Source organism: Roseateles sp. GW821-FHT09H11, from assembly GCF_059415845.1.
In genome coordinates this window covers 181,411-204,573 of sequence record NZ_JBWKOA010000006.1, presented here as the reverse complement: position 1 = coordinate 204,573, position 23,163 = coordinate 181,411, and the positions used below count along the sequence as shown (strand labels likewise).

Genomic DNA, 23,163 nt, shown 5'->3' with positions numbered 1-23,163 from the left:
GGATCGGACCCGGGGGTCAGGTCTCGACCCGGACGGTGCTGGCGATGCCCTCGCGGGCCATCTTGGCGTAGGGACAGATGCGCTCGGTCTCGCGCACCAGGCGCTCGGCGGACGTGCGGTCGTGGCCGGGCAGCTTCACGACGAGGTCCGCGGTGATGGTGTGCCGCCCGTCGACCGGATCGCGCCCGAAGGCGACGGTCACGTGCACCGCGCAGTCGTCGATCGCGATGCCGTGCCGCGCGGCGAGCAGGTTCAGCGCGCCGTGGAAGCAGGCGCCGTAGCCGGCGGCGAAGAGCTGCTCGGGATTGGTGCCGCCGCCGTCGCCGCCCATCTCCTCGGGCAGGCGCAGCACGATGTCGAGCGCGCCGTCGTCCGACCGGATGCACCCGGAGGCGCGCGCGTGGCGCGCCTCGCCGCCCGAGACGCGGACGGTGGTCACATACAGGGCTTGGAACTCGGCGCCGCGGTAGGCGTCGAGCAGGCTGGTCGGCGGAGGGCGCAGGTCGGTCACGATGTTGTTTCGGTGCGAGGAGTGCGAGGAGTGCGAGGAATGCGAGGAGTGCAGCGAGTGCCAGGCGTGCACGCAGGCATGCAGGGCACGCGGAGCACGCAGGTCGGGCGGTGCGGGGCGTTCGATGAATGCTAGGAACGGCGATGCCTCCGCGCCAGCCATCCCGGGGCCATCACACTGTTGACTGCGCCGCACCAATGGCGGCGGATGTCGCCGATGGCAGCGACGCGAGGTCGAGGAAACCGTCCGCGCACTGCAGCTCCGACGCGCGGATGGCCGCGGTCATGTGGTCGACGAACACGCGGATCCGCGACGGCAGGTGCTGCCGGCTGAGGTAGCAGATGTAGTGGCCGCGGTCGTCGGGCGCGTACTCCGGCATGCAGACGAGCAGACGCCCCTCGCGCAGCAGCTGGCAGACCTGGTAGCCGGCGAGCTGCGCCAGCCCCTGGCCCTGCAGCACGGCCTGCAGCACGAGGTCCGCATCGTTGAAGGTGATGCGGGACTGCGGCGCGAACTTGCGCAGCTCGCCCTGGACCTTGAACTCCCATTCGAACACCCGGCCCGAGGCGGCGCGGAAGTTCACGCAGTCGTGCTGCGCCAGCGCCTCGATCGATGTCGGCATGCCGCGCGCGCGGACGTAGGCCGGCGAGGCGCAGACCAGCAGCTGCATCGGCACGATCTGCCGCGCGATGATCTGGCTGTCTTCCATGCGCCCGTTGCGGAAGGCGACGTCGACGCGGTCCGAGGTGAAGTCCGCCGGCGCGTCGCTGAGCACCAGGTCCAGCGTGACGTCGGGATAACGCGCGCTGAATTCGCGCAGCAGCGGCGCCACGATGCGCCGGCCGAAGTCGACCGTGGCGCAGATGCGCAGCCGCCCGCTGGGCGGTCCGTCGCGCAGCTCGCGCAGGTCCTCGAGCGCCTGCGAGATCTGCGCCACGCCGGGCTGGCAGCGTCCGTGGAAGAGCTCGCCCTCGCGCGTCAGCGCCAGGCTGCGCGTGGTGCGGCTCAGCAGCCGCGCGCCCAGCTGGGTCTCCAGCTTCTGGATGGCGCGGCTGACCGCGGAACGGCCGATGCCGAGCCGGTCGCCGGCCTTGGCGAAGCTGCCCTCGGCGACGACGGTCATGAAGGCGACGACGCCGGCATAGCTCGTGGCGAAGCTGGACGCGAGCGCGTCCGGCGAGGTCGATGAGGTCGATGAGGTCGATGAGGCCGACAGGGTCGACGAGGAAGAGGCGGTGGAGGAGGGAACTGACATGGCGTCTCGGACCTGTACTGCGTGTCGTTGGGCCGCGCCACTATGCGGGATGCCGTCGCCGCGATTGGTGTTCGTCGGGCAACACAGAGACGACTCGCCGAGGGCTGGCCGCGATCGGACCGGATTCCTACATTTCGCTCAACACATCGACGCTCGGCCCCTCGTCATCGGATGAACGACGGGGATAGGCGATGTGCGATCCCTCCATCACCCACAAGGAATCCACCCATGATCACGAACGAAATCGACCTGTCCGGCGGCGCGTCCCGCCGCCGCCTGCTGATCGGCAGCGGCACGACCGCGCTGGCCGCGGCGGCGCTGACGATGGCCGCCGCGCATGGCGCATCCGCCGCCGGCGGCTCGGGCTCCAGCCAGAGCTCGGGCGGGGCCGCCGGGTCCTCGTCGTACATCACGACGAAGGACGGCGTGCAGCTGTACTACAAGGACTGGGGTCCGAAGACCGGCCAGCCCATCGTCTTCAGCCACGGCTGGCCGCTGAGCTCCGACAGCTGGGACGCGCAGATGGTGTACTTCGCCGATCGCGGCTTCCGCGTCGTGGCGCATGACCGCCGCGGCCATGGCCGCTCCAGCCAGCCGTGGGACGGTCATGACATGGACCACTACGCCGACGACCTGGCGGCGGTGGTGGAAGCGCTGGACCTGCGCAACGCGGTGCATGTGGGCTTCTCGACCGGCGGCGGCGAAGTCGCGCGCTATATCGGCCGTCATGGCACGAAGCGCGTGGCCAGGATCGCGTTGATCTCGGCCGTGCCGCCGCTCATGGCGAAGGGCCCGACCAATCCGGATGGCGTGCCGATCGCGGCCTTCGACGAGTCGCGCGCCGCACTGCTGAAGAACCGCGCGCAGTTCTTCAAGGACGTCCCGTCGGGCCCGTTCTACGGCTTCAACCGTCCGGGCGCCAAGCCGTCGCAGGGGATGATCGATTACTGGTGGCTGCAAGGCATGCAGGGCAGCCACAAGGCTGTGTACGACTCGATCAAGGCGTTCTCGGAAACCGACTTCCGCGAGGACCTGAAGAAGTTCGACAAGCCCACGCTGGTGGTGCACGGCGACGACGACCAGGTGGTGCCGATCGACGTCGGCGGCCGCCGCACCGCGCAACTCGTCAAGGGCGCGAAGCTGATCGTCTACACGGGCGCGCCGCACGGTCTGGCGGAGACGCATGCGGACCGGCTCAACGCGGACCTGCTGAGCTTCATCCAGTCGTGATCGGACATCGGCCGCCCCGGCGGCCGTGCCGAGTCTCCTGCCGCGACTCTTCTTCTCCTCATTTCCTCACGATCATGAACACCACTTCCCAAATCCTGCGGGGCTTCTCGATCCCGGCGCTGCTGGTGCTCGGGGCGCTGGCCGCGATGCTGGCCCTCCCGCTGCGCGCCGAAGCTGCCGCTACCGCCAAGGGCGCCAAGTCGCAGCCAACCGGCAAGACCGCCGAGCCGCGCCCGACCATCGTGCTGGTGCACGGCGCCTTCGCCGACGCGTCCAGTTGGAACCACGTGGCGCGCCGGCTGCGCGGCCAGGGTTATCCGGTGACGGCCATCGCGAATCCGCTGCGCGGCGTGGCCAGCGACGCGCGCTACACGGCCCGCGTGCTCGACGGCATCAGCGGTCCCGTGGTGCTGGTCGGTCATTCCTATGGCGGCTCGGTGATCAGCGCGGCGGCCGTGGGCAAGCCCAACGTGAAGGCGCTCGTGTTCGTGGCGGCCTTCGCGCCGGACGCCGGCGAGAGCTGCGCCTCGTTGTCGGGCAAGTTCCCCGGCAGCACGCTGGGCGGCGCGCTGGCCGCAGCCGTGCCGCAGGACGGCGGCGCTTCGGATCTCTACATCCGGCAGGACCGCTTCTGGCAGCAGTTCGCCGCGGACGTGCCGGAAGGCGACGCGCTGCTGATGGCGGTCGCTCAACGCCCGATCACCGATGCCGCGCTGAACGAGCCCACCGGCGAGATCGGCTCGGCGTGGAAGACGCTGCCGTCGTACTTCGTCTTCGGCACCGACGACAGGAACATCCCGTCGGCCGCGCTGGCGTGGATGGCCGAACGCGCGAACTCACGCGGCACGGTGTCCATTCCTTCGGCCTCGCATGTGCCGATGATCAGCCATCCGGAGACGGTCACGAAGGTGATCGTCCAGGCGGCGCGCGGCGGGTGAGGGGACGCGGATCCCGGTGCCTCGGGAACCCGGGACCTGCGATGCGCGAGGTCCCGGGCCGTCGGGCTCAGAAGCGTTCGCCGACGAGCGCTTCGCTGTGGCTCCACATCCGCGCGGCGGTTGCGGGATCGAGTGCGATCGCGCTGACGCCTTCGGCCAGCGGGCTCGCGGACGCATCGACGATGTCGGACACGTGGCAGTTCTCGCAATAGCGGCCGCCGACCTCGTCGGCTGGCGCAACGAAGCCTGCCCACACCGAGGTCGCGGCGCCTTGTTCGACGCTCTTCCACTGGAAGGGCGGCTCGCCCTGCGCCGTCAGGCTCGCGCTGATCTGCGCCACGGCCTGGTCCATGGCGTCCTGGCCGATGTGTCGGCCCAGCCCGGTGCGGATCGTGCCGGGATGGACCGCCGCGGCGCGCACGCCGCGATCGCGGTGGCGCCGGTCGAACTCGACGGCGAACAGCACGTTGGCGAGCTTGGAGCGCGCGTAGGCGAGTTGCGGGTGGTAGTCCGAGCGTTCGACGTTGAGGTCGTCGAAGTCGCCGTCGGCCGCGCGGTGCGAGGACGAGGCGACGACGACCAGCCGGCTGCCCGCGTCCATCAGGGACGCGATCCGGTTGATCAGCACGAAGTGCCCGAGGTGGTTCGTCGCCAGCTGCATCTCGAGGCCGTCGTCGGTGCGGGCGAAGGGCGTGGCCATCACGCCCGCGTTGGCGACGACGACGTCGAAGGGCTGCGCGCGCTGCAGCAGGGCCTGCGCGCAGCCGCGCACGCTGGCCAGCGAGGCCAGGTTGAGCGGGACCAGGTCGAGCCCGCCGCCATGGCGAGCGGACTCGCGCACGACGGCGGTCGCGGCGGCGGCCTGGTCGGGCGAGCGCACCGCGCCGACGACGCGGGCGCCACGGGCGACGAGCACGCGGGCGGTCTCGATGCCCAGGCCGGACGAGGCGCCGGTGAGCAGGACGTGACGTCCGCGCAGGTCGAGGTCGCCGAGCACGTCGTCGGCGGTGGAGCGGGCGTCGAAGACGTTGAGGCCGTTGGCGCCTTCAACGGCGGCCACGCGAGAAGGTGGGAATTGCAAGGGGTTTGTCATGGCGGGAATTGTGGAAGTCGGGGCCCGGTCGCAGGCGCTCGCATTGGTGCGTGCGCGGCAACACAGTCGTGACACGCAACGGGGCCGCGCACGGCCTTGTGTCCGTGCGCGGCCCCGTATCCATCGGCGTCCTGGGTCAGAGCAGGCTCATGCCGCCGTCCACCAGCAGGTTGACGCCGGTGATGAAGCTGCTGTCCTCGCTCGCGAGGAACAGCGCGGCGCGGGCGAGTTCCTCGGGGCGTCCGAATCGTCCGAGCGGGATCGCCGCGGACACGGTCTTCTCGAACTCGGCCTTGTTCTGCGGATCCACGCCCAGCTTCTCGAGGATGGGCGTGTCGACGGGTCCGGGGCTGATGACGTTCACGCGGATGCGGCGGTCCTTGAGCTCGATGGACCAGCTGCGCGCGAAGGCCTCGATCGCGGCCTTGCTGCCGGCGTAGACGACGTGGTTCTCCATGTACTTCGTGCCGGCGATGGAGCTGACCAGCACGATGGCGCCGCCGTCGGCCATCAGCGGCACGGCCTTGGTGACGCCGAAGAACACGCCGCGCGCGTTGGTGGCGAAGTGCGCATCGAAGTCCTCCGGCGTCACCGCGGACGAAGGCTGAAGCACGGCCATCCCGGCGTTGGCGACGTAGAGGTCGATGCGGCCGTGGGTCCGCGCGATGTGGTCGACCACGCGGTCGTGCGTCGCCAGGTCGGCGACGTCGCCGACGACGCCCGTGGCGCGCGGGCCGAGCCGGGTCAGTGCGGCGTCGACGGCGTCCGCGCGGCGGCCGACGATGACGACGGACGCGCCGGCCTCGACGAACGCCTGCGCGGTGGCCAGGCCGATGCCGCTGTTGCCGCCGGTCACGACGGCGACTTTGCCTTCCAGTTTCTTCACGGGGGATTCCTTTCCGGTGTGGTGCTGCTTGAGGACGACCGCGGGCGTTTCGAGGCCGCGCGGCATGGCGATCACTCTAGACAGCGGGATGCCCGTCCACTAGCCGGTGGGGAGGAACAGGCGCTGTTCCTGGAAGGGGGCAATCCATGGTGATGCCGACGCCCGACCAGACCCAGGGCTTGCTGGCCTTTGTACGCAGCGTGCAGATGGGATCGTTCAGCGCGGCGGCGCGCGCGCTCGGGGCCACGCCCTCTGCGGTATCCAAGGCCGTGGGACGCCTGGAGAAGCGACTGGGCGTCCGTCTGTTGCAACGCACGACGCGCGCGTTGATCCCCACGCAGGAGGGTGGCGCCTTCTTCGAGCGTGTCGCGCCCTTGCTGCGCGCGCTCGACGAAGCGGGCGAGGCCGTGCGCGCCGTCGACACCGTGCAAGGCGCGCTGCACGTGTCGGCGCCGGCGGTCCTGGGCCGCGTCCTGGCGCTGCCGATCCTGCGCGAGTTCGCGCCCAGACATCCCGCGCTGCACCTGGATTTCAGCGTCACCGACCGGCCCGTCGACCTGATCCGCGAAGGCGTCGATGTGGCGATCCGCGTGGGCGAGGTCGACGACGACCGGCTGAATGCCCGTTTGCTGGCGCGGATGTCGCTGGTGCTGGTCGCCTCGCCGGACTACCTGTCGGCGCGCGGTCGTGCCACGACGGTGGACGAACTCTCACGCCACGCGCATCTGCGCTACGTGCTGAACGGTCGACCGCAGCCGATCGTGCTCGGGGACGGCCGGCAGGTCGAGCCGACGCCGGTGTTCGACACGGATTCGGGCGACGTCCTGCGGACGGCGGCGTTGAGCGGACGGGGCGTCGCCCAGATCCTCGCGTGGTCGGTGCGCGAGGACTTGAGCGAGGGGCGCCTGCTGCTGGCGGCGCCGGAGCTGCCGATGCCCTCGGTGCCCGTCCATGCCTTGCACGCCTTCGGGCGGCACACGCCGGCACGGGTGCGGCGGTTCATCGACTTCCTCGTCGAGTGGTTCGACGACACGGCGCCTGACTGATGCGGCACCGCGGTCGACGGGTGTGCGCCGCTCAACGACGTGTTGAGTCTGGCGGACCTACCGGACGAGCGGACGGCTTCCTAGCATTCAGACATGGCCTTCACGGCGCAATCGATCTGAAGGAACTCGCATGAACGCTCGCGCCATTCTTCGTGCCCTGGGGCTGCCGGCGTTGCTGGCTGCGACGGGCCTCCAGGCGGCTCCCCATGGCGAGATGCCCGAGTCCAGATGGCACTGCCGGGCGACCGGATGGGTCATGCTGATGCACTGGCGTCAGGTCAGCGCGGCGGAAGGCTGCGATGGAGAAGCCTGTCGGCTCGTCACCGCGCCGATGACCGAGGGCGTGCTGCTGACGGAGCAGGGCCGACGGGTAGGCGTGGTCGAGGTGCGAGGCGATGGCTTGAAAGGCTGGACCTTCAAGGACATCGAGGGACGTCACTGGCGTCTGCGCACGCGGTCGGACAGGCTTGAGGGCACGGTGTCGGATCGGAGGAAGAGACAGGCGGTGTCGTGCAGGCTCGCGCCGCGCGGTGGTGTCGGGATCGCTTCGTCACCCTGAGCGCTGCTGGTCCAGCAGTCGCTGCTCTTCGTAGAGCTTCTGGTATTTGGGATAGGTGCTTCTGAAGCAGTCCGGGTCCATGTCGTGGATGTGGACGACGTATTGCGGATAACTGCCGCAGAGCTCGTCCTGGTATTGCGGGAAGTACACGCTCCAGTGCTCGAACGCCTCGTTGTCTCCTGAAACGAACTGCGCGTACCACATGGCATAGGTGTACCTTGAGGTCAGTTGCTCGAACCGGTCTTTCGTCCTGTCCGTGGCCTCCCACTGGTTCAGCGCGTGGAAGCCCATCAGGGAGGCTTCCGCATTGCTTGCCGAAGCCTTTCGCACTCTGATCTTGATGCGTTCGGGCACCGGCCCGGGCTCGCCCAGGTCCACGCCGCTTTGCTGCACGCCCTTGACGTGCCTGATCTTCTGAAGGAACTCGACAACGTAGCCGGCCTTCTGAAGGGCTTCGATCTGCGTGGCCGCGCGACGGTTGCCGTCTTCTCCGCGCGTCTCGATGACGAGCAGCACTTGCGTCGTCTGCTTTTGGAACGCTGCGTTGCAGGCAGCCAGCGTGCTGTCCAGCGTGAGTTGTTCGGTTCCAGTAACGAGGTTGGTGAGGGTGACAGTGTCCGGCTGTACAAGCGAGTTGCGGCGCATCCGCATTTGCGCGCCGGACGGCGCAAGCTTCTTGTTCTCGTTCATGATCATTATCTTGGCGAGCGCACGGTGATGCAGGCTGTAGCGCTGGGCGCTCTTGCCGTCATAGATGTCCTGCAACTCGGTCAGCGGGCGCCTTGCGAAGCCGATCGCTTCTTCCAGCGGAATCATCATGCGTCCGGTGAGCATCTTCGCGGCGGGCCGGTCTAGGGCGTCAATCCGCTCGGAGCGGTTGCCGGTGAGTTTGTCGACCTTCGTGTCCTCAACCTCGGCCAGCCACTGGGCGAACTCGCGCATGGTCTCCATGATTGCAGCGCTCTCTTCCTCCTTGATCGCCTCCGGGATCGCGGTCTCGTCGCGCAAGATGGTGCAGGTGACGTTGAAATCGTCGTCAGAGAAGAGTGGCCGCAGTTGCTCGCGGGCCTTCTTCAAGTAGTCGAGCACGCCAGCATCCAGCGCCGCATCGTACTGACGCAATTCCACCACCGGAATGGTGCCGGCCTCCTTGCATCGCCGGGCGTATTCGCGAATCTCGGCCCCATACAGCTGGATGTCGTAGGTCCCTGCGAACTGGACTGTGGCGAGCTGGAACGGCGGGGCGAGAGGGCGCTTGTCACCCTCGCCTCGGGGGGGCGCATCGACGAAGCGCATGCGCTGCACAACGTCACCAGCAACCGCTCGCGGCGCGCGGGCCTCAGCCCGGGCAGGGGTATCCATGCCAGGAAGGGATTCGGTGCCGGACCTGAGCTGGCTGGGTATGTCAGTCAGATTGAGCGTTGCTTGGACAGGCGCAGCCTGAACGGAGACGGATTGGGGCCGGGCAAAGGCAGACTTGGCTTGAGCGGCATCCGTCTGCGCTTGCAGCGGTTCATCGTCTTCTGGCCCATTGAGCTGCCGTTGAATTGCATTGCCGAACACTGCATTGATAGCCCGGCGCTGTAACAGCATGCGTGGCGATTGATCGACGTAAGCCTGCAGCGCATTGAGTTGAGCTGCACCCTCGCCGGCCGTGGCCGAAGCAGGCAAATGCTCGCGCACCACGGCCGCAGGGTGTCGCTGCGCGGCCTTGCGGTTGGCGTCGTGGGTTTTCATGGAATTGATTGCTGACGAAGTGGTGTCCGCAGAACCCAGTGTGGTGGCCATCGGTTCGAGAAGCCATCAGACTGCTGCTGAGATACCCCTTTCGAATTGCTGAACGATACGCCGGGCGCGGAACGCCTGGGGCTGAGCTGCTCAACAAGATGGCGTGGCGCCCCAGGGTGATTGCGGCGGCCACGCTGATGCGATCCGCCGAGATCTCAGCCTTGACTCTGGATCCTCGGAGGCAAGAAGCCCTTCGCCTGATTCAGGTCTGGCCACGGCTGGACCGTTTCGCCGCAAACCTTCCAGTCCGGACCGACCTTGTGCAAGCGGAGCTCATACAGCGCCGCCGCCGCGGGACTCATGCGGCGATAGAGGATGGCCGTGGCGTCCTGTCCCGATTCCTCGACGTGCAGCACTCGGCGCTCTGTCGACAGCGGTGGTTCGCCTGCGTCGCGCCGACTCCGGAATTCATCCAGCATCTCGGTCTTCGCGATGAGTGGCATCGACTGCTGTGATTGGGTCAACACGATGGTGAGCATCGAGCGCCCATCGCAGCCACTCACTTCATGGCAAGCTCAAGCCACCATCTACGGCGATGGCGTCTGGTCGCGCGCAAACGGATCGACATGGGCCTGACCAGCAAAGAGTTGCTCGCCAATCGCGTTGAGCTCGCTGTGCGCGGCCCATTGCTCGAAGCGCTGGGTGTAGAAGGCCTGGTCGGCTCGAAGAGCCTCAAGATCCCGGCCCCTCAGCGCCGATCGAACACCCACAGATTGCCATTCCGAGACAGCGTCGCATTCATCCCCTCAAGCGGGATCTTGTAGACACCATCGACCGGCGCGACCGGCACCAGATCCTGAGTCTTTCCTGGCGAGAACCAGAACACCTCCTGGGAGGCCTGAGGCATGCCGGTGAAATCCAGACCACTCAGTGTGATGCGGCCCATGCCGACGCAATGAGTCGGATCCTGACAGTGGCGCGCGTTTCGTTGCGGCACCCAAAGGACGACGACAGGGTCGACGGAGACGAGGTACAGGCTGCCTGGAAGGATCATGAAGCGCAGCGAATCGTCGATCCACTTCCTGGACTTGGCGATGGGGACCAGGTAGTTGGCGACGGACTCCCCCAGATCGTCTCGCACGAACCGTTTCCCTGTCGGCGAGATGAAGAACGTCTCGCAGTCCTGCCGGCTGGGGTTGCTGGCGAAGCTGGAGGCCACCGAAGAAACCGGCCCCTTGGGCCAGCACCGGAAAGCCGATTGACCTCGGACATTGCCTGCCGCCATGACGGGGCCAGGATTCTGTTCGATGGTCGTGGTGGCCGCCAGTTGTCAGCCACTCAGTGCGACCGCGAGGAGCGCGGCAGTGAGAGGTCCCGCGATGGCGCCAATCGGCGGCATGTTCTTCGGCATGTGGTTCCCGGTTGATCGCTCGGACGGTCAGAGAGGCTGTTTAACGCCACGGCTCCGCATGGGAATAGGGCCGCCGCAACGCGCTGCGGGCCGCTTCGAGATGGCCGCGATGAAATCCGCGCACCCCATCGCAAAGGACGGCACGGCCTGTGTCGGCGTGGAACGAGTCGACCAGGCTTTCTCCGGAGTTGACGTCGTCCAGGATCAGGATCGGCTGGCCCTCGTGGTGCAGCGCAAGCCATTGGTCGATGGCCCCGACACGCGAGACGCCGTGGTCGGCCGGCGCGTCCCAGTGGCGATGCAGGCCGTCGGCTGCGTGTGGCAAGCCTGCTCGCCGGAACAGCTCGACGAAGTGATGACGCTGAAGCAGGTTGAGCCAACTCGTCGTCAGGACCACCTCGGGGCGGAACTCCTCGAGCAGGACGTTCAAGGTCTCGACGGCCTCCGTGGCGAAGACTCTTGCGTACAGGTCCTCAGGTGCATCGGCGGGCTGATGCATGGCGCGATGGACGTCGATGCCGTCGTACTTTTCCTTCAAGCACAGGGTGTCATCCAGGTCCAGGAGCAGCAACGGACGTTGCGAGGGCGGGGTCAGGGCTTGCATTCGGCGACAGCGGAGTTGAGTCGTGGCTTCAATGGCGCAGGCGTTACGCCGTCACGATCGAGCGAGTTCCAGCCGCGCCCGCTGCCACTCGGTCCAGGCCGCGTCTGCATCGATGTCGGGATAACCGCGCTTCTCCGCCAGGGCCAGTGCCGCCGAGACGGGCAACGCCATGCACACGCCGCTGTCGCGAATGGCGTTGACTTCCTCTTCGGTCAATGGGGCTCCCTTCTTCTGCTCGGCGTTCAGAAGGAGGGCGAGCAATGCCGGGATGAAGACCAGCAGCAGAGGCTCTTCCGACTCGGTCTTGCTCTCGGGTGTCGACGGTGGTGGCTTCTTCTTGAAGATTCCGAACATGGCAGTGCGTGCGATTCGCCCGGAGGCGGGCAGGGCGCAGCGTATCCGAATGCCGATGTGGGGAAAACGGGTGAACCCAGCGTTACAGCCAACATCCGATGCTTGGCGCTCTCGTCGACAGGTCTAGCGAGTCTTCTTCCGGGTCACTTTGGCCGTTGCGAGTTCAGCCCACACCGGCGCATGGTCGCTCGGGCTGTCCGTCCCGCGCTCCTCGCGGTCGACGCCGGCGGCCACGACCTTGAACGCGGCGCTCACCAGGATGTGGTCGATCCTCAGACCCGCATTCCGCTCCCACCGCTTGCGGCGGTAGTCCCAGAACGTGAACGGCGTGTCCTTGGGGTGCGCCGTCTTCAGCGCATCGATCCAGCCCTGTTTCATGATGGCCGCGAAGGCGTCACGCGCTTCCGGTTGCAGAAGCGCGTTGTCTCGCCACGTGTCCGGCTTGTAGATGTCGGCGTCGGTGGGCACGACATTCCAGTCGCCCAGGAGCACGGTGGGATGGCCTGTCTGCCACAGGGCATCGGCGCGCTGGCGCATCCGCTCGAACCACGCCAGCTTGTAGTCGAACTTGGGGCCGGGAAACGGATTGCCGTTGGGCAGGTAGATCGCGGCCACCAGCACGCCGTTGACGGCGGCTTCGACGTAGCGCGCCTGTCGGTCCTTGGGGTCCCCGGGCAGCGCCTTCATCACGGGCAGCGGTGCATGCCCGCGGGCGAGGAGGGCGACGCCATTCCACGTCTTCTGGCCGACCACGACGGACTCGTAGCCGGCCTCGCGGAGGGCGTCGACCGGGAAGTCCTCCGTGGGCGTCTTCAGCTCCTGCAGCGCGACGACATCGGGTCGGCGCCGGGCCAGCCAGTCGAGCAACTGGTCCAGTCGCTTCCGGACGTTGTTGACGTTCCAGGTCGCGACGATCACGGCGTCACCGCATCACGAGGCGTCAGATCGGCGAGGCGGCCACCAGATGCTCGGACAGGAACCACACCTGCAGCTCGTTGGTCCGCACGACGTCGCTGACAAGCAGGTCGTCCGTCCCCGAGTCGCCGGCGTCGCTGGCCTTCTCGGCCTGCTCGCGCGCGTAGGTGAGGATCATCGTGTGGGCCTCGATGAGGCGGCTGAGTTGCACGGTGGCCGGCTCGCGGCCGCGCGGCGGGCGGGGGATGCGTGTCTCCTCCGCGATGTCCGCGGCCATCGCCAGCGACACGCCGCCGAGGATCTGGATGCGCTCGGCCAGCAGGTCGACCAGCTCGACCTGGGCTTCGAAATGCTTGTCGAAGAGCAGATGCAGCTGGTTGAAGGTCGGCCCGACCACCTGCCAGTGATGCTTCTTGTACATGTCGCGCAGCGTGATGGTGTCGGCCAGCACCTGGTTGAGCGAGTTCACGCTCTTCTTGACGACCGCCTCGGGCAGCCCGTGCGGCATCTTGATGACCTCGCCGAAGCGCTGGGTCTCCTGCGACTGGGTCTTGACGGACTTGTCGATCGTCGGGGTCGTGGCGGCGTGGGCGGCGTCGACGCGACCCGCCTTCGGGGAGGACTTCTTCTTGGTGGCCATGCGGAACTCCAGAGCGGTAGGAATGATGCTGCCCTGGAGGGCAAGCGTCGATCCCGCGCCGCGCGGCGCCGGATTTCCCCGCCACGCCGGCTCCCGGCCTTCAGTTCGTCGCGGCCCCTCGGCTGAACAGCACCGCGTCCATCACCTTCATGTAGGCCTTGGCCGTCTTCGCGTCGTCGGTCCGCACGCCCGTCGTGGCGGCGATGTCCGGCCCCATCACCGCCAGCGAGTTGGCCAGCGAGACCATGGCGTAGTACAGCAGCACCGGCTCGCCCTTGGGCAGGTCGCCGGCCTTCTGCGCCGCCTTGATCAGCGGCTTGGCCAGCTCGAAATGCGGCCGCAGGAAATGCTGCGCCAGCCACTCCTGCCGGTCCTCGCTGTGCGCGCCCTCGCGCCGCTGCATCATGAAGCGGTGCAGGTGCGGCTGGTCCAGCGTGAACTGGAAATACGCGATGAACTCCTGCCGCAGCTGCCCGATCGCGGTCGCCGGCTTCGCTTGCCGGATCATTCCTTCGCGTGCCCGGGCGAGCTCCTCATAGACCAGCGTCGCCACCGCCTGCCACAGTACCTCTTTCGATTGGAAGTGGTAGGTGATCAGCTGATGCGTCAGCCCGCTCTGCTCCGCGATCGCGCGCATGCTCGCCGCCTCGAAGCCGCGCTCGGCGAATTCCTTCAGCGCGGTCTTCAGGATCGCCTGCTTCGTGTCGGCCGAGCGCTGCTGCTCGCGGCGGCGGGGCGTGGAAGTATCCGGAGTGCTCATGTCCGCCATCATGCCTTCGTCGCGCGCCGTACTACCTCGGCGGAGGTAGCTTTCGAGCTTGAATTTCAATTGCGTATCGCCCGTGTTGCCCGTCTTGGTGCGTTGGTATCGATACCGTTGCGCCGGCATCAAGAGGGGCATCAATTCGACACACATTAAAACTTGCCGCCCGGCAAAACAAACGCGGACACTGCCGCCGCCTGCCCCTCTCAGGAGGGACAAGCTGCGACGCGTGCCGATGGGCGGCACGTGCGCCGGACCAGACCAGGTCCACATGAGAGCGGCCGCGGACACCACCCTCCGCGGCACCGATCGCACCCACAGGCACGGGAGGGAACCACCATGGAGTTCAAGCAACTCGGCATCTTGATGGGCAGGGCGTTTGTCCCTGCCCTGCTGGGCAGTGCGCTGCTTGCCGCATGCGGCGGCGGCAACGGCCAGCAGGACGGCAGCGTCCAGATCGCCTCGGATGACAGCGGCGGCAGCGCCGATTCCGCGGCACGCGCCAAGCGCATGGCCGGCGACAGCGGCACGGAGACGGCGCTCACGCCCGTCTCCGCCACCGGCAGCTCGATGGAGCGCGGCGACCTGAACGGCGCCAAGGCCATCGACAAGGACGACAACAGCCGCTGGGGCTCCGCGTTCACCGACAACGAATGGCTGACGCTGGACTACGGCAGCAGCGTCACCATCACGCGAGTCCGCATCAACTGGGAAAACGCCCACGCGAAGAAGTACCTGCTGCAGACGTCCGAGGACAACAAGACCTGGACCACGATCAAGACGGTCGAGAACAGCCCGGGCGGCGTCGAGGACCTGAAGGACCTCGGCGGCCAGGGCCGCTACCTGCGCGTGCAGGGCGTGACGCGCTCGACCCAGTACGGCTACTCGATCTTCGAGATCCAGGCCTTCACCGGCACGCCGGTCCCGCCGACCACCCCGACGGACCCGACCACGCCGACGAATCCCACCGATCCGACGACGCCGACCACCCCCACTGATCCGACCACGCCCACGCAGCCGACGGAGCCCGTGGGTGACACGAGCAAGCCGGGCGTGGCGATCAAGCCCGTGGCGGCGATCTCGTCGACGCCGGAGAACGACGGCCTGTCCGCGAAGAACACGATCGACGGCAACCTGGCCTCGCGCTGGGCGTCCAAGCCGGAAGACGGCGCCTGGATCCAGTACGACTTCGGCACGGCGCAAGCGCTGGGCTACATGAAGCTGGTCTGGGAGAACGCCTACGGCAAGGCCTACGAGATCCAGATCTCGGACGACGGCAAGACCTGGACCCGTCTGCGCAACCAGCCGGCCGGCAAGGGCGGCACCGAGGAGTACTTCAACCTCGGCGTGAAGACGCGCTTCGTCCGCATCCAGGGCGTGACCCGGGCGACGAACTACGGCTACTCGCTGTTCGAGGTCGAGTTCAAGACCGTCGGCAGCGACAACAGCATCCCGACGACGACCACGACGCCGTTCGCCTTCCCGGCCAACGGCGCGAACGTGGGCCCGCTGTACAACCCGCAGGCCCCGATCGAGCAGATCCAGATCACGCTGCCCGACGGCACGCTGATCACGCGCTTCGGCCAGCGCGGCGTCGGCCGTCACGGTCGCGAGCGCGGCGAGGACTGGAACGAGATCGGCTTCGGCCCCAATGAAACCGTGGATGCCAACGGCAACCCGGTGGACAAGGGCCCGGGCAACTACATGAACTTCGTCGCGAACTACTTCAAGAATCGCACGTGGGGCGTGGAGTTCATCGACAACAGCCGCGTCGCGGGCGTCACCAAGCCGCGACTGATCGTCAACCAGTACTTCCCGCAGGCGCAGCGCGGCGGCGGCCATTCCTTCTTCCGCCGCATCGACGACCCGAACGTCACCGGCTACGGCTGGATGTCGCCGGGCCAGCTGCTGGACCCGACCACCTACACGGACGGATTCGTCGACAAGACCTCCTGCCCGGTCGTGCCCAAGCCGCCACAGAACGCGCTGGCCAACCCCAACTCGGGCTTCAAGGGCGTGATCGGCGCGAACGACGGCTGCTCCGTGGTGCTGGACAACATGCCGGGTCACACCGACCTGGCGCCCAACGCCAACGGCGTGCTGGTGCCCAACGGCGTCAACATCCCGGCGCGTCCGCTGCAGCTGGGCGAGGCGATCGAGTTCACGGGCTCGTTCTTCTCCAGCCGCGCCGCGATGGACGCGATCGGCGACAAGGGCGACTACCGCTACTACACCAGCGAAGTCATCTACGTCATGGGCACCGGCCTGCGTCCGTGGTACGGCGTGCAGCCGCGCCTGAACAGCGTGCCGCTGCCGGATGCCGTCCTGTCGGGCGGCATCGGGTCCGTGTCGTACAACTACTCGGACGAAGGCTGGCGCATGTTCCAGCAGCCCTTTAACAACATCGGCATGCAGAACCTGCAGCGCTTCGTTGAAGGTCGTCGCGCGGTGCACAGCAGCTTCGTGACCGGGCAGCACATCGAGCCGGGCAACGATCCGATGACCTCGATCCAGAACCTGGCGGGGACGCGCTTCAACGCCACGGCCTGCGTGCAGTGCCACACCAACAACGGTCGCAGCCCCGCGCCGTTCACGGTGGACCAGCGCCTGGACAAGATGGCCTTCCACGTCGCGGTCAAGGCCGCCGACGGCTCGATCCGTCCGGACCCGCGCTACGGCTCGGCCATCCAGATGAACTCGACGTCGTCCACGGGCGCGCCGCAGGACTGGGGCAACGCGGTCAAGGTCGCGGGCTTCGAGACCAGCAGCGTCACGCTGTCGGACGGCACGAAGATCGAGCTGCGCAAGCCGAAGTTCGCCTTCGACGGTCCCACGCCGCAGCTGTGGTCGGCGCGCGCCGCCCTGCCGCTGCTGGGTGTCGGCCTGCTGGAAGCGGTGCCTGAAGCGGACATCCTGGCCCGTGCGCGCACGTCGCCGGACCAGGACGGCGTGGTGGGCAAGGCCAACTACACCTTCGATCCGGAGACCGGCGCGACGCGTCTGGGCCGCTTCGGCTGGAAGGCGTCCAAGGCCAGCATCCGTCACCAGGTGGCCAACGCGCTGCTGAACGACATGTCGGTGACCTCGCCGGTGTACCCGAACCGCAGCTGCGCGACCGACCCGCAGGGTTGCCGCACGGCGCCGGCGCAGAAGGGCATCCAGGAAGCCGATCTGACCGCGCTGACGCAGTACATGCAGCTGCTGGCCGTGCCGGCCCAACGGAGCATCCCGAGCGGATTCCCGAAGGGTGTGGCGCCGACGGAAGAGCATCGCGTGGATGCGGTCCAGGTGGCCAACGGCCGCAAGGTGTTCGACGCGCTGCGTTGCGCGGCGTGCCACACGGCGGAGATGAAGACGGGCAAGAACCATCCGTTCGCGGAACTGCGCGACCAGACGATCCGTCCGTTCACCGACCTGCTGCTGCACGACATGGGCCCGGCCCTGGCGGACAACCTGCCGGAAGGCCAGGCGCAAGGCGCGATGTGGCGCACGACGGCCCTCTGGGGCATCGGCTACACCGAGAAGGTGGCCCAGGGTCAACCGGTCGGCTACCTGCATGACGGCCGCGCCCGCAACCTGACCGAAGCCATCCTGTGGCACGGCGGCGAAGGCGAGAAGTCGCGTCAGCGCTTCGAGCAGCTGTCGAAGGCGGATCGCGACGCGCTGCTGGCGTGGCTGCGGACGCTGTGATGGGTTGAACGGGCAGGGCGCTTCGCGCGCCCGTTCATCGACACGAAGGCCGTGGCGGCATGCCACGGCCTTTTTTCGTTGGGACGCCGTTTCCGTGTGCCGTGGCAGACTGGGGAGACCATGAAGAAACTCCTCATCTGTGGAAGCCTCACCGCCGCGTTGCTCGGCGTGCCCGGTATCGGTCGGTGCGCGGAGATCGTCCTGGAGCAGTCCGCGGTCCAGTCGTTGCTGCTCGAAGGGATGTTCAAGGAGGAAGGGCGGCTCCATCTGCAGAAGGGCGCCTGCTACGCCTATCTCGAGGATCCCAAGGTGTCGCTCCAGAACGGGCGCGTGATCATCCGGGTCCATCTCAACAGCAAGCTGGGTGTTCCCTCGGGACGGGACTGCCTCGGTGTCGCGTTGGCGAGCTGGGCGACGGTGTCAGCGGCTCCGGTCGCCCAAGGTCACGTCGTGCGCTTGACCGAGATCCGCGTGGACGAGGTGGAGGATCCCAACACGCGCAACCTCTTGAACCTCGGCCTTGCGCCGGCGTTGCCTGGTGCCGTCGAGTTCGATGTGAAGAAGGCGGTCGAGGAGATGCTCAAGGGCTCAGGGAGCCGCATGCAGGGGGAAGTGCAGGCGCTCAAGATCGACGCGGTGAAGGCCGGGGACAACAAGCTGTCGATCAACTTCGACTTCAAGCTGGTTGGCAGATGAGCAGGCCTCGGGTCAGGTCTTGCCCACGACCTCGAAGTCGTCGAAGCCTGAGGCCTCACCGCGCTTGTTCGTGACCGTCAGCCTGCCGACCGGCTGTCCCGTCTGCTTCTCCACCAGGCGCGAATGACGTTCGCCGCGGCGGAACAGATGGTCCTCGCCCCACTGGCGTAGCGCCACGACGATCGGGAAGAGCGTCTCTCCCTTGGCGGTCAGCACGTACTGCTGGTAGGCCGATCCGTCCGTTGCAGGCTGGACCTCCAGCACGCCTTCAGCGACCAGCGTCTTCAGGCGCGTCGCGAGGATGTTCTTCGCGACCCCCAGGCTGGTCTGGAAGTCTCCGAAGCGGGTGATGCCATCAAAGGCGTCGCGCACGATGAGCAGCGACCACCGGTCCCCCACGATGTCCACCGCGCGGGCCACGGGACACGTCGCGTCGTTCATGCGCTTGCGTTCAGCCATCTCGATCTCCCATCGGCAAGTCCGGTCATCAGGTTGCATTTTAAAACCAGCTGATATGCTGGGCTGGTTTCAAAACAAAACCAGTAGCGCCATGCCAGATCCTTCGTCCACGGGCTCGTCTTCAGAATCGATGCCCGCGCGGCAGCTCGTGCTGTTCGCCGTCACGGGCGGCGTCAGCGTCTCCAACGTCTATCTCGCTCAGCCGCTGCTCGACAGTCTGGCGACCGACTTCAACGTGGCGCCGGGTGCGATCGGCTCGATCGTGACGGCGACGCAGGTCGGGTCGGTGCTGGCACTGCTGCTGGTGGTGCCGCTCGGTGACCGGTACGCCAGAGGCCGGCTGATGCGGCTGCAGTTGATCGGGCTCGTGCTGTCCCTGCTGGCGGTCGCCATGGCCGGCAACTACGTCTTGCTGATGGGCGCGATGGTGCTCGTCGGCGCGCTGGGCACGGCGATGACACAGGGCATCTTGGCGTATGCGGCCAGCGCCGCGGCGCCGCATGAACGCGGACGCGTGGTGGGTGCCACGCAAGGCGGCGTGGTCATCGGATTGCTGATGGCCCGCGTCTGGGCAGGCGGCATCGCGGACCTGCTCGGATGGCGAGGCGTCTATCTGACGTCAGCGGCCGTGGTGGCGGGTGTCGGAATCGTGGGCTGGCGACGCTTCCCGTCGCTGCCCACGACCCGGTCGAGCTTGAGCTATCCGCAGTTGGTCGGCTCGACGCTGGCGCTGCTGGGAACGGATCGCGTGCTCCTTCGCCGCGGCATCCTCGGCCTGCTGCTCTTCGCCGCGTTCAACGTCTTCTGGAGTGCGCTGTCGTTGCCGCTGACAGCGGCGCCGTATTCGCTCTCGCATTCGGCGGTGGGCGCGTTCGGGCTGCTGGGTGCGGTCGGGGCGTTGGCTGCCGGCAGGGCAGGGCGGTGGGTCGACCGCGGCTGGAACCGGCAGGCAAGCGCCGGTGCGCTGTTGCTGATGGTGCTTGCGTGGGCGCCGTTGGCCGGGATGGGAGTGTCGCTGTGGTGGGTGATGGCGGGCGTCGTCGTGCTCGACCTGGGGTGCCAGGCGTTGCATGTCACCAACCAGGCCCTGATCCTGCGCGGGTCGGCGGAGTCGCACGGGCGGCTCATCGCGGGCTACATGCTGTTCTATGCGGTCGGCAGCGGGGCAGGGGCGATGGCATCGACGATGGTCTATGCCATGGGGGGATGGACGGCGGTGTGCTTGCTCGGTGCGGGGATCAGCGTGCTGGCGCTCGGGTGCTGGGCTGCGGCTGAACTTCGGAAGGGTCACTGCGCTACCGTGACCGCGGCAGGAGCGAATGCGAGGACCTGAGCAAGTCGAACAACGCCTGACCAGAAGTGCAGAAGGCTCCCTCGGGAGCCTTCGATCATGGGGTCTGTCGAGCTACAGGAGCTTCTCCAGAGGTAACCCGATCTCGTCCTCTTGGCTCTTGTATTCCTTCTTCAGGAACTCAAAGAACTGGGTCAGGTAGACGTAGTGCTCCTCATGCTCGGAGCGGTCGCGGATCGTTTCGCTACGAAGCAATCCCTCCTGATAGATCACGGCGTCTCGCACGGCCGAGATCAGCAATGCCGCATAGGGGTTGGGGATCGTAATCATGCTGCTTCCTTGATCGCATTGGCAGCCAGTTGGTTCAACAGCCTCTTGAACTCTTCCAGCGGCATGTCATGTGCCGGTGCGATCGTGTAGTGGGTAGCACCGAGCCTGGGGTTGAAATTATCTTTGACGATCGCCAGGCCCTGGGGGAGCACGGTGCCGGCCGAGATGCGGTAGTACGACCAGTCTGAGCCAGACGGAACGCCAGGCTTGTCGAAGGTGCTGATCCCTCGCGGGCTGCGGGCAACGGTGACCCACTTGCTTCCACCCTTGTTGATGATGTCGATGTCGGGCGGACGCAGGCGGCCTGCCGAGTAGACAACGACTTCCTCGATCAGATCGAAAAGTCCGCCGCCTTTCTTGGCGTGAAGGCCCCGCCACAGATTCACAGGCACCTTGCCATCGAAGTAGTTGTGGTCCTCCCCCATGGAGAGAAGCACATCCTTCAGGGTGGTGACGCTCATGTGTTGCTCCCAGTAAAGCTGAGCAAGCAGTGTCTGAAGGGCGGTCAGCGAAACGAAAGTGACCTAAGTCCTTCGCGGGGTCATGAGGCACCAGTGGTTGCAGCTTCGCAGCGGACTTCGCATCTTCCGGCTGCGCCATGCAGGGCATGTTGAGCAGGACCGTTCGGAACGAGACGCCTGGGATTCACATGACTACCTCTTCGCCTGACTTAGCATGGATGACCGCGCGATGTGCGACATCGTCTCGCGCTGATGTGGCGCTTCAAAAATGGTAGAGGAAGGCATGGCGACGAAAAGCAAGGCAAGGGCCGACGCGGAGACGGGATCGCTGTTCGAGGAGAACTACCTCGTCCGCACGCTCGGGCGCATCGCCCAGGACCCCGAGGTCGCGCTCACCGAACTCGTGGCCAACGCGTGGGATGCGGGTGCCTCCATCGTGGATTTGACGATCCCGCCGACCAACGCGCTGGTCCTGACGGTAGAGGACGATGGGCATGGCATGACCGCCGCTCAGTTCAAAGGCCGCTGGATGAAGCTGGGCTACGACCGCATAAAGCATCAAAGCGCGATGGTCGAGTTCCCGCCGGAGCGCGAAGGCTGGCGTCGAAAGGCCTATGGCCGCAATGGCGTGGGCCGGCACGGGCTGCTGTGCTTCGCCGATCAGTATTCGGTCGAGACCTGGCGCGTGGGCAAGGGCGCAAGCTTCGACATTGGCACCAAGAGCGAAGAAAACCCCTTCAAGATCGAGGGGGAGGGCTCTTTCATCAAGAAGGGCCACGGGACCAAGGTCTCCGTGACCGTGCGGCGGCACTTGCCCGACGCCGACGCCATCCGCGCGATCCTGGCGGCACGCTTCGTCCACGATCCACAGTTCGTTGTGAGGGTCAACGGGGAGTCCGTCGCCCTGGCCGATCAGACAGGGCTCATCGAACAGACGCCGTTGCGGATTGACGGCTGCCCGGGGGCCGAGGCATATGTGGTGGACTCGACCCGCTCCAACAAGTCGACCCTCTATCAAGGCATCGCCTTCTGGGTCAACGGGCGTCTTGTCGGCATGCCGAGCTGGGTGGTCGGCTCCGAGGCCGTGATCGATGGCCGCGCGCGCTTTGCCAAGCGCTATTCGATCGTCATCAAGGCCGAGGATGGATGGCTGTCCGAGGTCGAGCAGGACTGGGTTCGTTTCAAGAGCAGCCCGAAGGTGGCCGCCCTGTTCGAGGCCGCGCGCGGCTACGCCAAGAAGGTCTTCGCCCAGCTCTCGGCGACGCTGGTGGAAGAGAGTTCCGAAGAGGCTCTGATCAAGAATCGCGAGGACTTCAAGGACCTCTCGCCCTTGGGCCGCGCCGAGGTCGCCAGCTTCGCCCGGGATCTTGTGAAGACCGCTCCCACCGTCTCGCAGGACGTGCTCTCGGCCGCGGTGCAGGCGTTGATCAACATCGAGAAGGCGCGCGGCGGCGCGGCGCTGCTCGAGAAGCTCACCAGGCTCGACGAGTGGGACATCGAGGGCCTCGACCGGCTGCTCAGCCAGTGGACCGTCCGTGATGCGTTGTCGGTGCTCGATGAGATCGACCATCGCCTGGCGGTGATCACGGCCATCGAGAAGCTGTCCGGCGACGAATCTTCCGACGAACTGCACACGCTGCATCCTCTGGTGACGCAGGCCCGATGGCTCTTCGGTCCCGAGTTCGACAGCAGCGAATACTCGTCCAATGTCAGCCTGCGCACGGCCGCGGAGAAGATCTTCAAGAAGCGCCTGTCGACCGAGGCGTTCATCAACGCCAGGCAGCGCCCTGACATCATGGCCCTGGCCGACGCGACCTGCTCAGTCGTCGGCACGGAGGGTTTCGATGTCGCCGATCCGACGCTCACGCGCATCCAGAACGTGCTGATCATCGAGTTGAAGAAGGGCCGCTCCGCGATCGGCCGCGAGGAGATGAATCAGGGCAACGGCTATGTGCAAGACTTCCTCGGCAGCGGTGCGCTGGACGGCAGCCCCATGTTCCGCGCGTTTGTCGTCGGCCATGAGATCACCGCGAAGACGACGCGCGAGATCGAGCTCAAGGAGGAGGGCGTACTGCGGGGCAGGGTCCAGGCCGTCACCTATGGCCAGCTTACGCGATCGGCCCACCAGCGGCTGTTTCGCTTGAAGGAGCGCATTCCTGCTCGATACGAGGACGTGTCAGGCGCCGATCTTTCTGCCAAGGTGATGCAGACCGCTTCGCAAGCGAATCTCGGCCTGACCGTGGAAGAAAAGTCCTGACCCCGCTTGCCAACCGATCGCCCTCGACCTTCCCCGTACATTTGCC

Annotated in this window: 23 protein-coding genes; 8 read left to right on the top strand and 15 right to left on the bottom strand. The window is 66.8% G+C overall.

What is annotated here, in order from left to right; genetic code table 11:
* Window positions 1-16: 16 nt before the first annotated feature.
* Window positions 17-511 carry an Ohr family peroxiredoxin gene (locus tag AC07PR_RS20400; protein WP_377156350.1) on the bottom strand — a complete coding sequence of 165 codons (495 nt, stop codon included), beginning with the start codon at window positions 509-511 and terminating at the stop codon, window positions 17-19.
* A gap of 172 nt (window positions 512-683) precedes the next feature.
* Window positions 684-1,766, bottom strand: a complete 1,083-nt coding sequence (locus tag AC07PR_RS20395; RefSeq protein ID WP_495136387.1) for a LysR family transcriptional regulator — start codon at window positions 1,764-1,766, stop codon at window positions 684-686.
* A gap of 228 nt (window positions 1,767-1,994) precedes the next feature.
* On the opposite strand from AC07PR_RS20395, the gene AC07PR_RS20390 reads away from it, so the two are divergent.
* Window positions 1,995-2,996 carry an alpha/beta fold hydrolase gene (locus tag AC07PR_RS20390; RefSeq protein WP_495136386.1) on the top strand — a complete coding sequence of 334 codons (1,002 nt, stop codon included), beginning with the start codon at window positions 1,995-1,997 and terminating at the stop codon, window positions 2,994-2,996.
* Window positions 2,997-3,070: 74 nt separating this feature from the next.
* Window positions 3,071-3,934, top strand: coding sequence for an alpha/beta fold hydrolase (locus AC07PR_RS20385; protein WP_495136385.1), 864 nt, complete (start codon window positions 3,071-3,073; stop codon window positions 3,932-3,934).
* A 67-nt stretch (window positions 3,935-4,001) separates the two neighbouring features.
* Here the strand turns inward: AC07PR_RS20385 and AC07PR_RS20380 are convergent, their stop codons facing one another.
* Together AC07PR_RS20380 and AC07PR_RS20375 are read right to left on the bottom strand one after the other, a co-directional pair.
* Window positions 4,002-5,027 (bottom strand): SDR family NAD(P)-dependent oxidoreductase, encoded by a 1,026-nt coding sequence (locus AC07PR_RS20380; protein ID WP_495136384.1) that lies wholly within the window; start codon window positions 5,025-5,027, stop codon window positions 4,002-4,004.
* Window positions 5,028-5,163: 136 nt separating this feature from the next.
* Window positions 5,164-5,913 (bottom strand): SDR family NAD(P)-dependent oxidoreductase, encoded by a 750-nt coding sequence (locus AC07PR_RS20375; protein ID WP_377156341.1) that lies wholly within the window; start codon window positions 5,911-5,913, stop codon window positions 5,164-5,166.
* A gap of 146 nt (window positions 5,914-6,059) precedes the next feature.
* Here AC07PR_RS20375 and AC07PR_RS20370 point away from each other — a divergent pair, with 146 nt between their 5' ends.
* The gene (locus tag AC07PR_RS20370; protein ID WP_495136383.1) at window positions 6,060-6,959 is read left to right on the top strand and encodes a LysR family transcriptional regulator; all 900 of its coding nucleotides are present in this window, start codon (window positions 6,060-6,062) and stop codon (window positions 6,957-6,959) included.
* Between the two features lie 130 nt (window positions 6,960-7,089).
* On the top strand, window positions 7,090-7,518 hold the full coding sequence (locus tag AC07PR_RS20365; protein ID WP_495136382.1) for a hypothetical protein: 429 nt from the start codon (window positions 7,090-7,092) through the stop codon (window positions 7,516-7,518).
* Here AC07PR_RS20365 and AC07PR_RS20360 read toward each other — a convergent pair.
* The 8 genes from AC07PR_RS20360 to AC07PR_RS20325 form a co-directional block, all read right to left on the bottom strand.
* Window positions 7,510-9,255 carry a hypothetical protein gene (locus AC07PR_RS20360; protein WP_495136381.1) on the bottom strand — a complete coding sequence of 582 codons (1,746 nt, stop codon included), beginning with the start codon at window positions 9,253-9,255 and terminating at the stop codon, window positions 7,510-7,512. The two genes, AC07PR_RS20365 and AC07PR_RS20360, sit on opposite strands and share 9 nt — an antisense overlap.
* 206 nt (window positions 9,256-9,461) lie before the next feature.
* Entirely contained in the window at window positions 9,462-9,785 is a 324-nt protein-coding gene (locus AC07PR_RS20355; RefSeq protein ID WP_495136380.1) for a hypothetical protein, read from the bottom strand.
* A gap of 209 nt (window positions 9,786-9,994) precedes the next feature.
* Window positions 9,995-10,465 carry a hypothetical protein gene (locus AC07PR_RS20350; protein WP_495136379.1) on the bottom strand — a complete coding sequence of 157 codons (471 nt, stop codon included), beginning with the start codon at window positions 10,463-10,465 and terminating at the stop codon, window positions 9,995-9,997.
* Between the two features lie 232 nt (window positions 10,466-10,697).
* On the bottom strand, window positions 10,698-11,228 hold the full coding sequence (locus AC07PR_RS20345) for an HAD domain-containing protein (RefSeq protein WP_495136378.1): 531 nt from the start codon (window positions 11,226-11,228) through the stop codon (window positions 10,698-10,700).
* Window positions 11,229-11,312: 84 nt separating this feature from the next.
* Window positions 11,313-11,615 (bottom strand): hypothetical protein, encoded by a 303-nt coding sequence (locus tag AC07PR_RS20340; RefSeq protein ID WP_495136377.1) that lies wholly within the window; start codon window positions 11,613-11,615, stop codon window positions 11,313-11,315.
* A gap of 123 nt (window positions 11,616-11,738) precedes the next feature.
* Window positions 11,739-12,533 (bottom strand): exodeoxyribonuclease III, encoded by a 795-nt coding sequence (xth, locus tag AC07PR_RS20335; RefSeq protein WP_495136376.1) that lies wholly within the window; start codon window positions 12,531-12,533, stop codon window positions 11,739-11,741.
* A gap of 22 nt (window positions 12,534-12,555) precedes the next feature.
* Window positions 12,556-13,170 (bottom strand): Dps family protein, encoded by a 615-nt coding sequence (locus tag AC07PR_RS20330; protein ID WP_377156319.1) that lies wholly within the window; start codon window positions 13,168-13,170, stop codon window positions 12,556-12,558.
* Window positions 13,171-13,270: 100 nt separating this feature from the next.
* Complete coding sequence (locus AC07PR_RS20325) at window positions 13,271-13,930, bottom strand: TetR/AcrR family transcriptional regulator (protein ID WP_495136375.1); 660 nt, start codon at window positions 13,928-13,930, stop codon at window positions 13,271-13,273.
* A 342-nt stretch (window positions 13,931-14,272) separates the two neighbouring features.
* Between AC07PR_RS20325 and AC07PR_RS20320 the strand changes: the two genes are divergently transcribed.
* Window positions 14,273-17,623: a di-heme oxidoredictase family protein gene (locus tag AC07PR_RS20320; RefSeq protein WP_377156303.1), complete on the top strand. Its 3,351-nt coding sequence runs from the start codon at window positions 14,273-14,275 to the stop codon at window positions 17,621-17,623.
* A gap of 78 nt (window positions 17,624-17,701) precedes the next feature.
* Window positions 17,702-18,319, top strand: a complete 618-nt coding sequence (locus AC07PR_RS20315) for a hypothetical protein (RefSeq protein WP_495136374.1) — start codon at window positions 17,702-17,704, stop codon at window positions 18,317-18,319.
* A gap of 12 nt (window positions 18,320-18,331) precedes the next feature.
* On the opposite strand, the gene AC07PR_RS20310 is transcribed toward AC07PR_RS20315, so the two are convergent.
* The gene (locus AC07PR_RS20310) at window positions 18,332-18,778 is read right to left on the bottom strand and encodes a winged helix-turn-helix transcriptional regulator (protein WP_377156299.1); all 447 of its coding nucleotides are present in this window, start codon (window positions 18,776-18,778) and stop codon (window positions 18,332-18,334) included.
* 55 nt (window positions 18,779-18,833) lie between these two features.
* On the opposite strand from AC07PR_RS20310, the gene AC07PR_RS20305 reads away from it, so the two are divergent.
* On the top strand, window positions 18,834-20,111 hold the full coding sequence (locus AC07PR_RS20305; RefSeq protein WP_495136373.1) for an MFS transporter: 1,278 nt from the start codon (window positions 18,834-18,836) through the stop codon (window positions 20,109-20,111).
* A 72-nt stretch (window positions 20,112-20,183) separates the two neighbouring features.
* Here AC07PR_RS20305 and AC07PR_RS20300 read toward each other — a convergent pair whose 3' ends face one another.
* Window positions 20,184-20,399, bottom strand: coding sequence for a hypothetical protein (locus AC07PR_RS20300; protein ID WP_495136372.1), 216 nt, complete (start codon window positions 20,397-20,399; stop codon window positions 20,184-20,186).
* Complete coding sequence (locus tag AC07PR_RS20295; RefSeq protein ID WP_495136371.1) at window positions 20,396-20,860, bottom strand: Tse2 family ADP-ribosyltransferase toxin; 465 nt, start codon at window positions 20,858-20,860, stop codon at window positions 20,396-20,398. The genes AC07PR_RS20300 and AC07PR_RS20295 overlap by 4 nt, the downstream gene beginning before the upstream one ends.
* A 283-nt stretch (window positions 20,861-21,143) precedes the next feature.
* Between AC07PR_RS20295 and AC07PR_RS20290 the strand changes: the two genes are divergently transcribed.
* The gene (locus AC07PR_RS20290) at window positions 21,144-23,117 is read left to right on the top strand and encodes an ATP-binding protein (RefSeq protein WP_495136370.1); all 1,974 of its coding nucleotides are present in this window, start codon (window positions 21,144-21,146) and stop codon (window positions 23,115-23,117) included.
* Window positions 23,118-23,163: the final 46 nt, after the last annotated feature.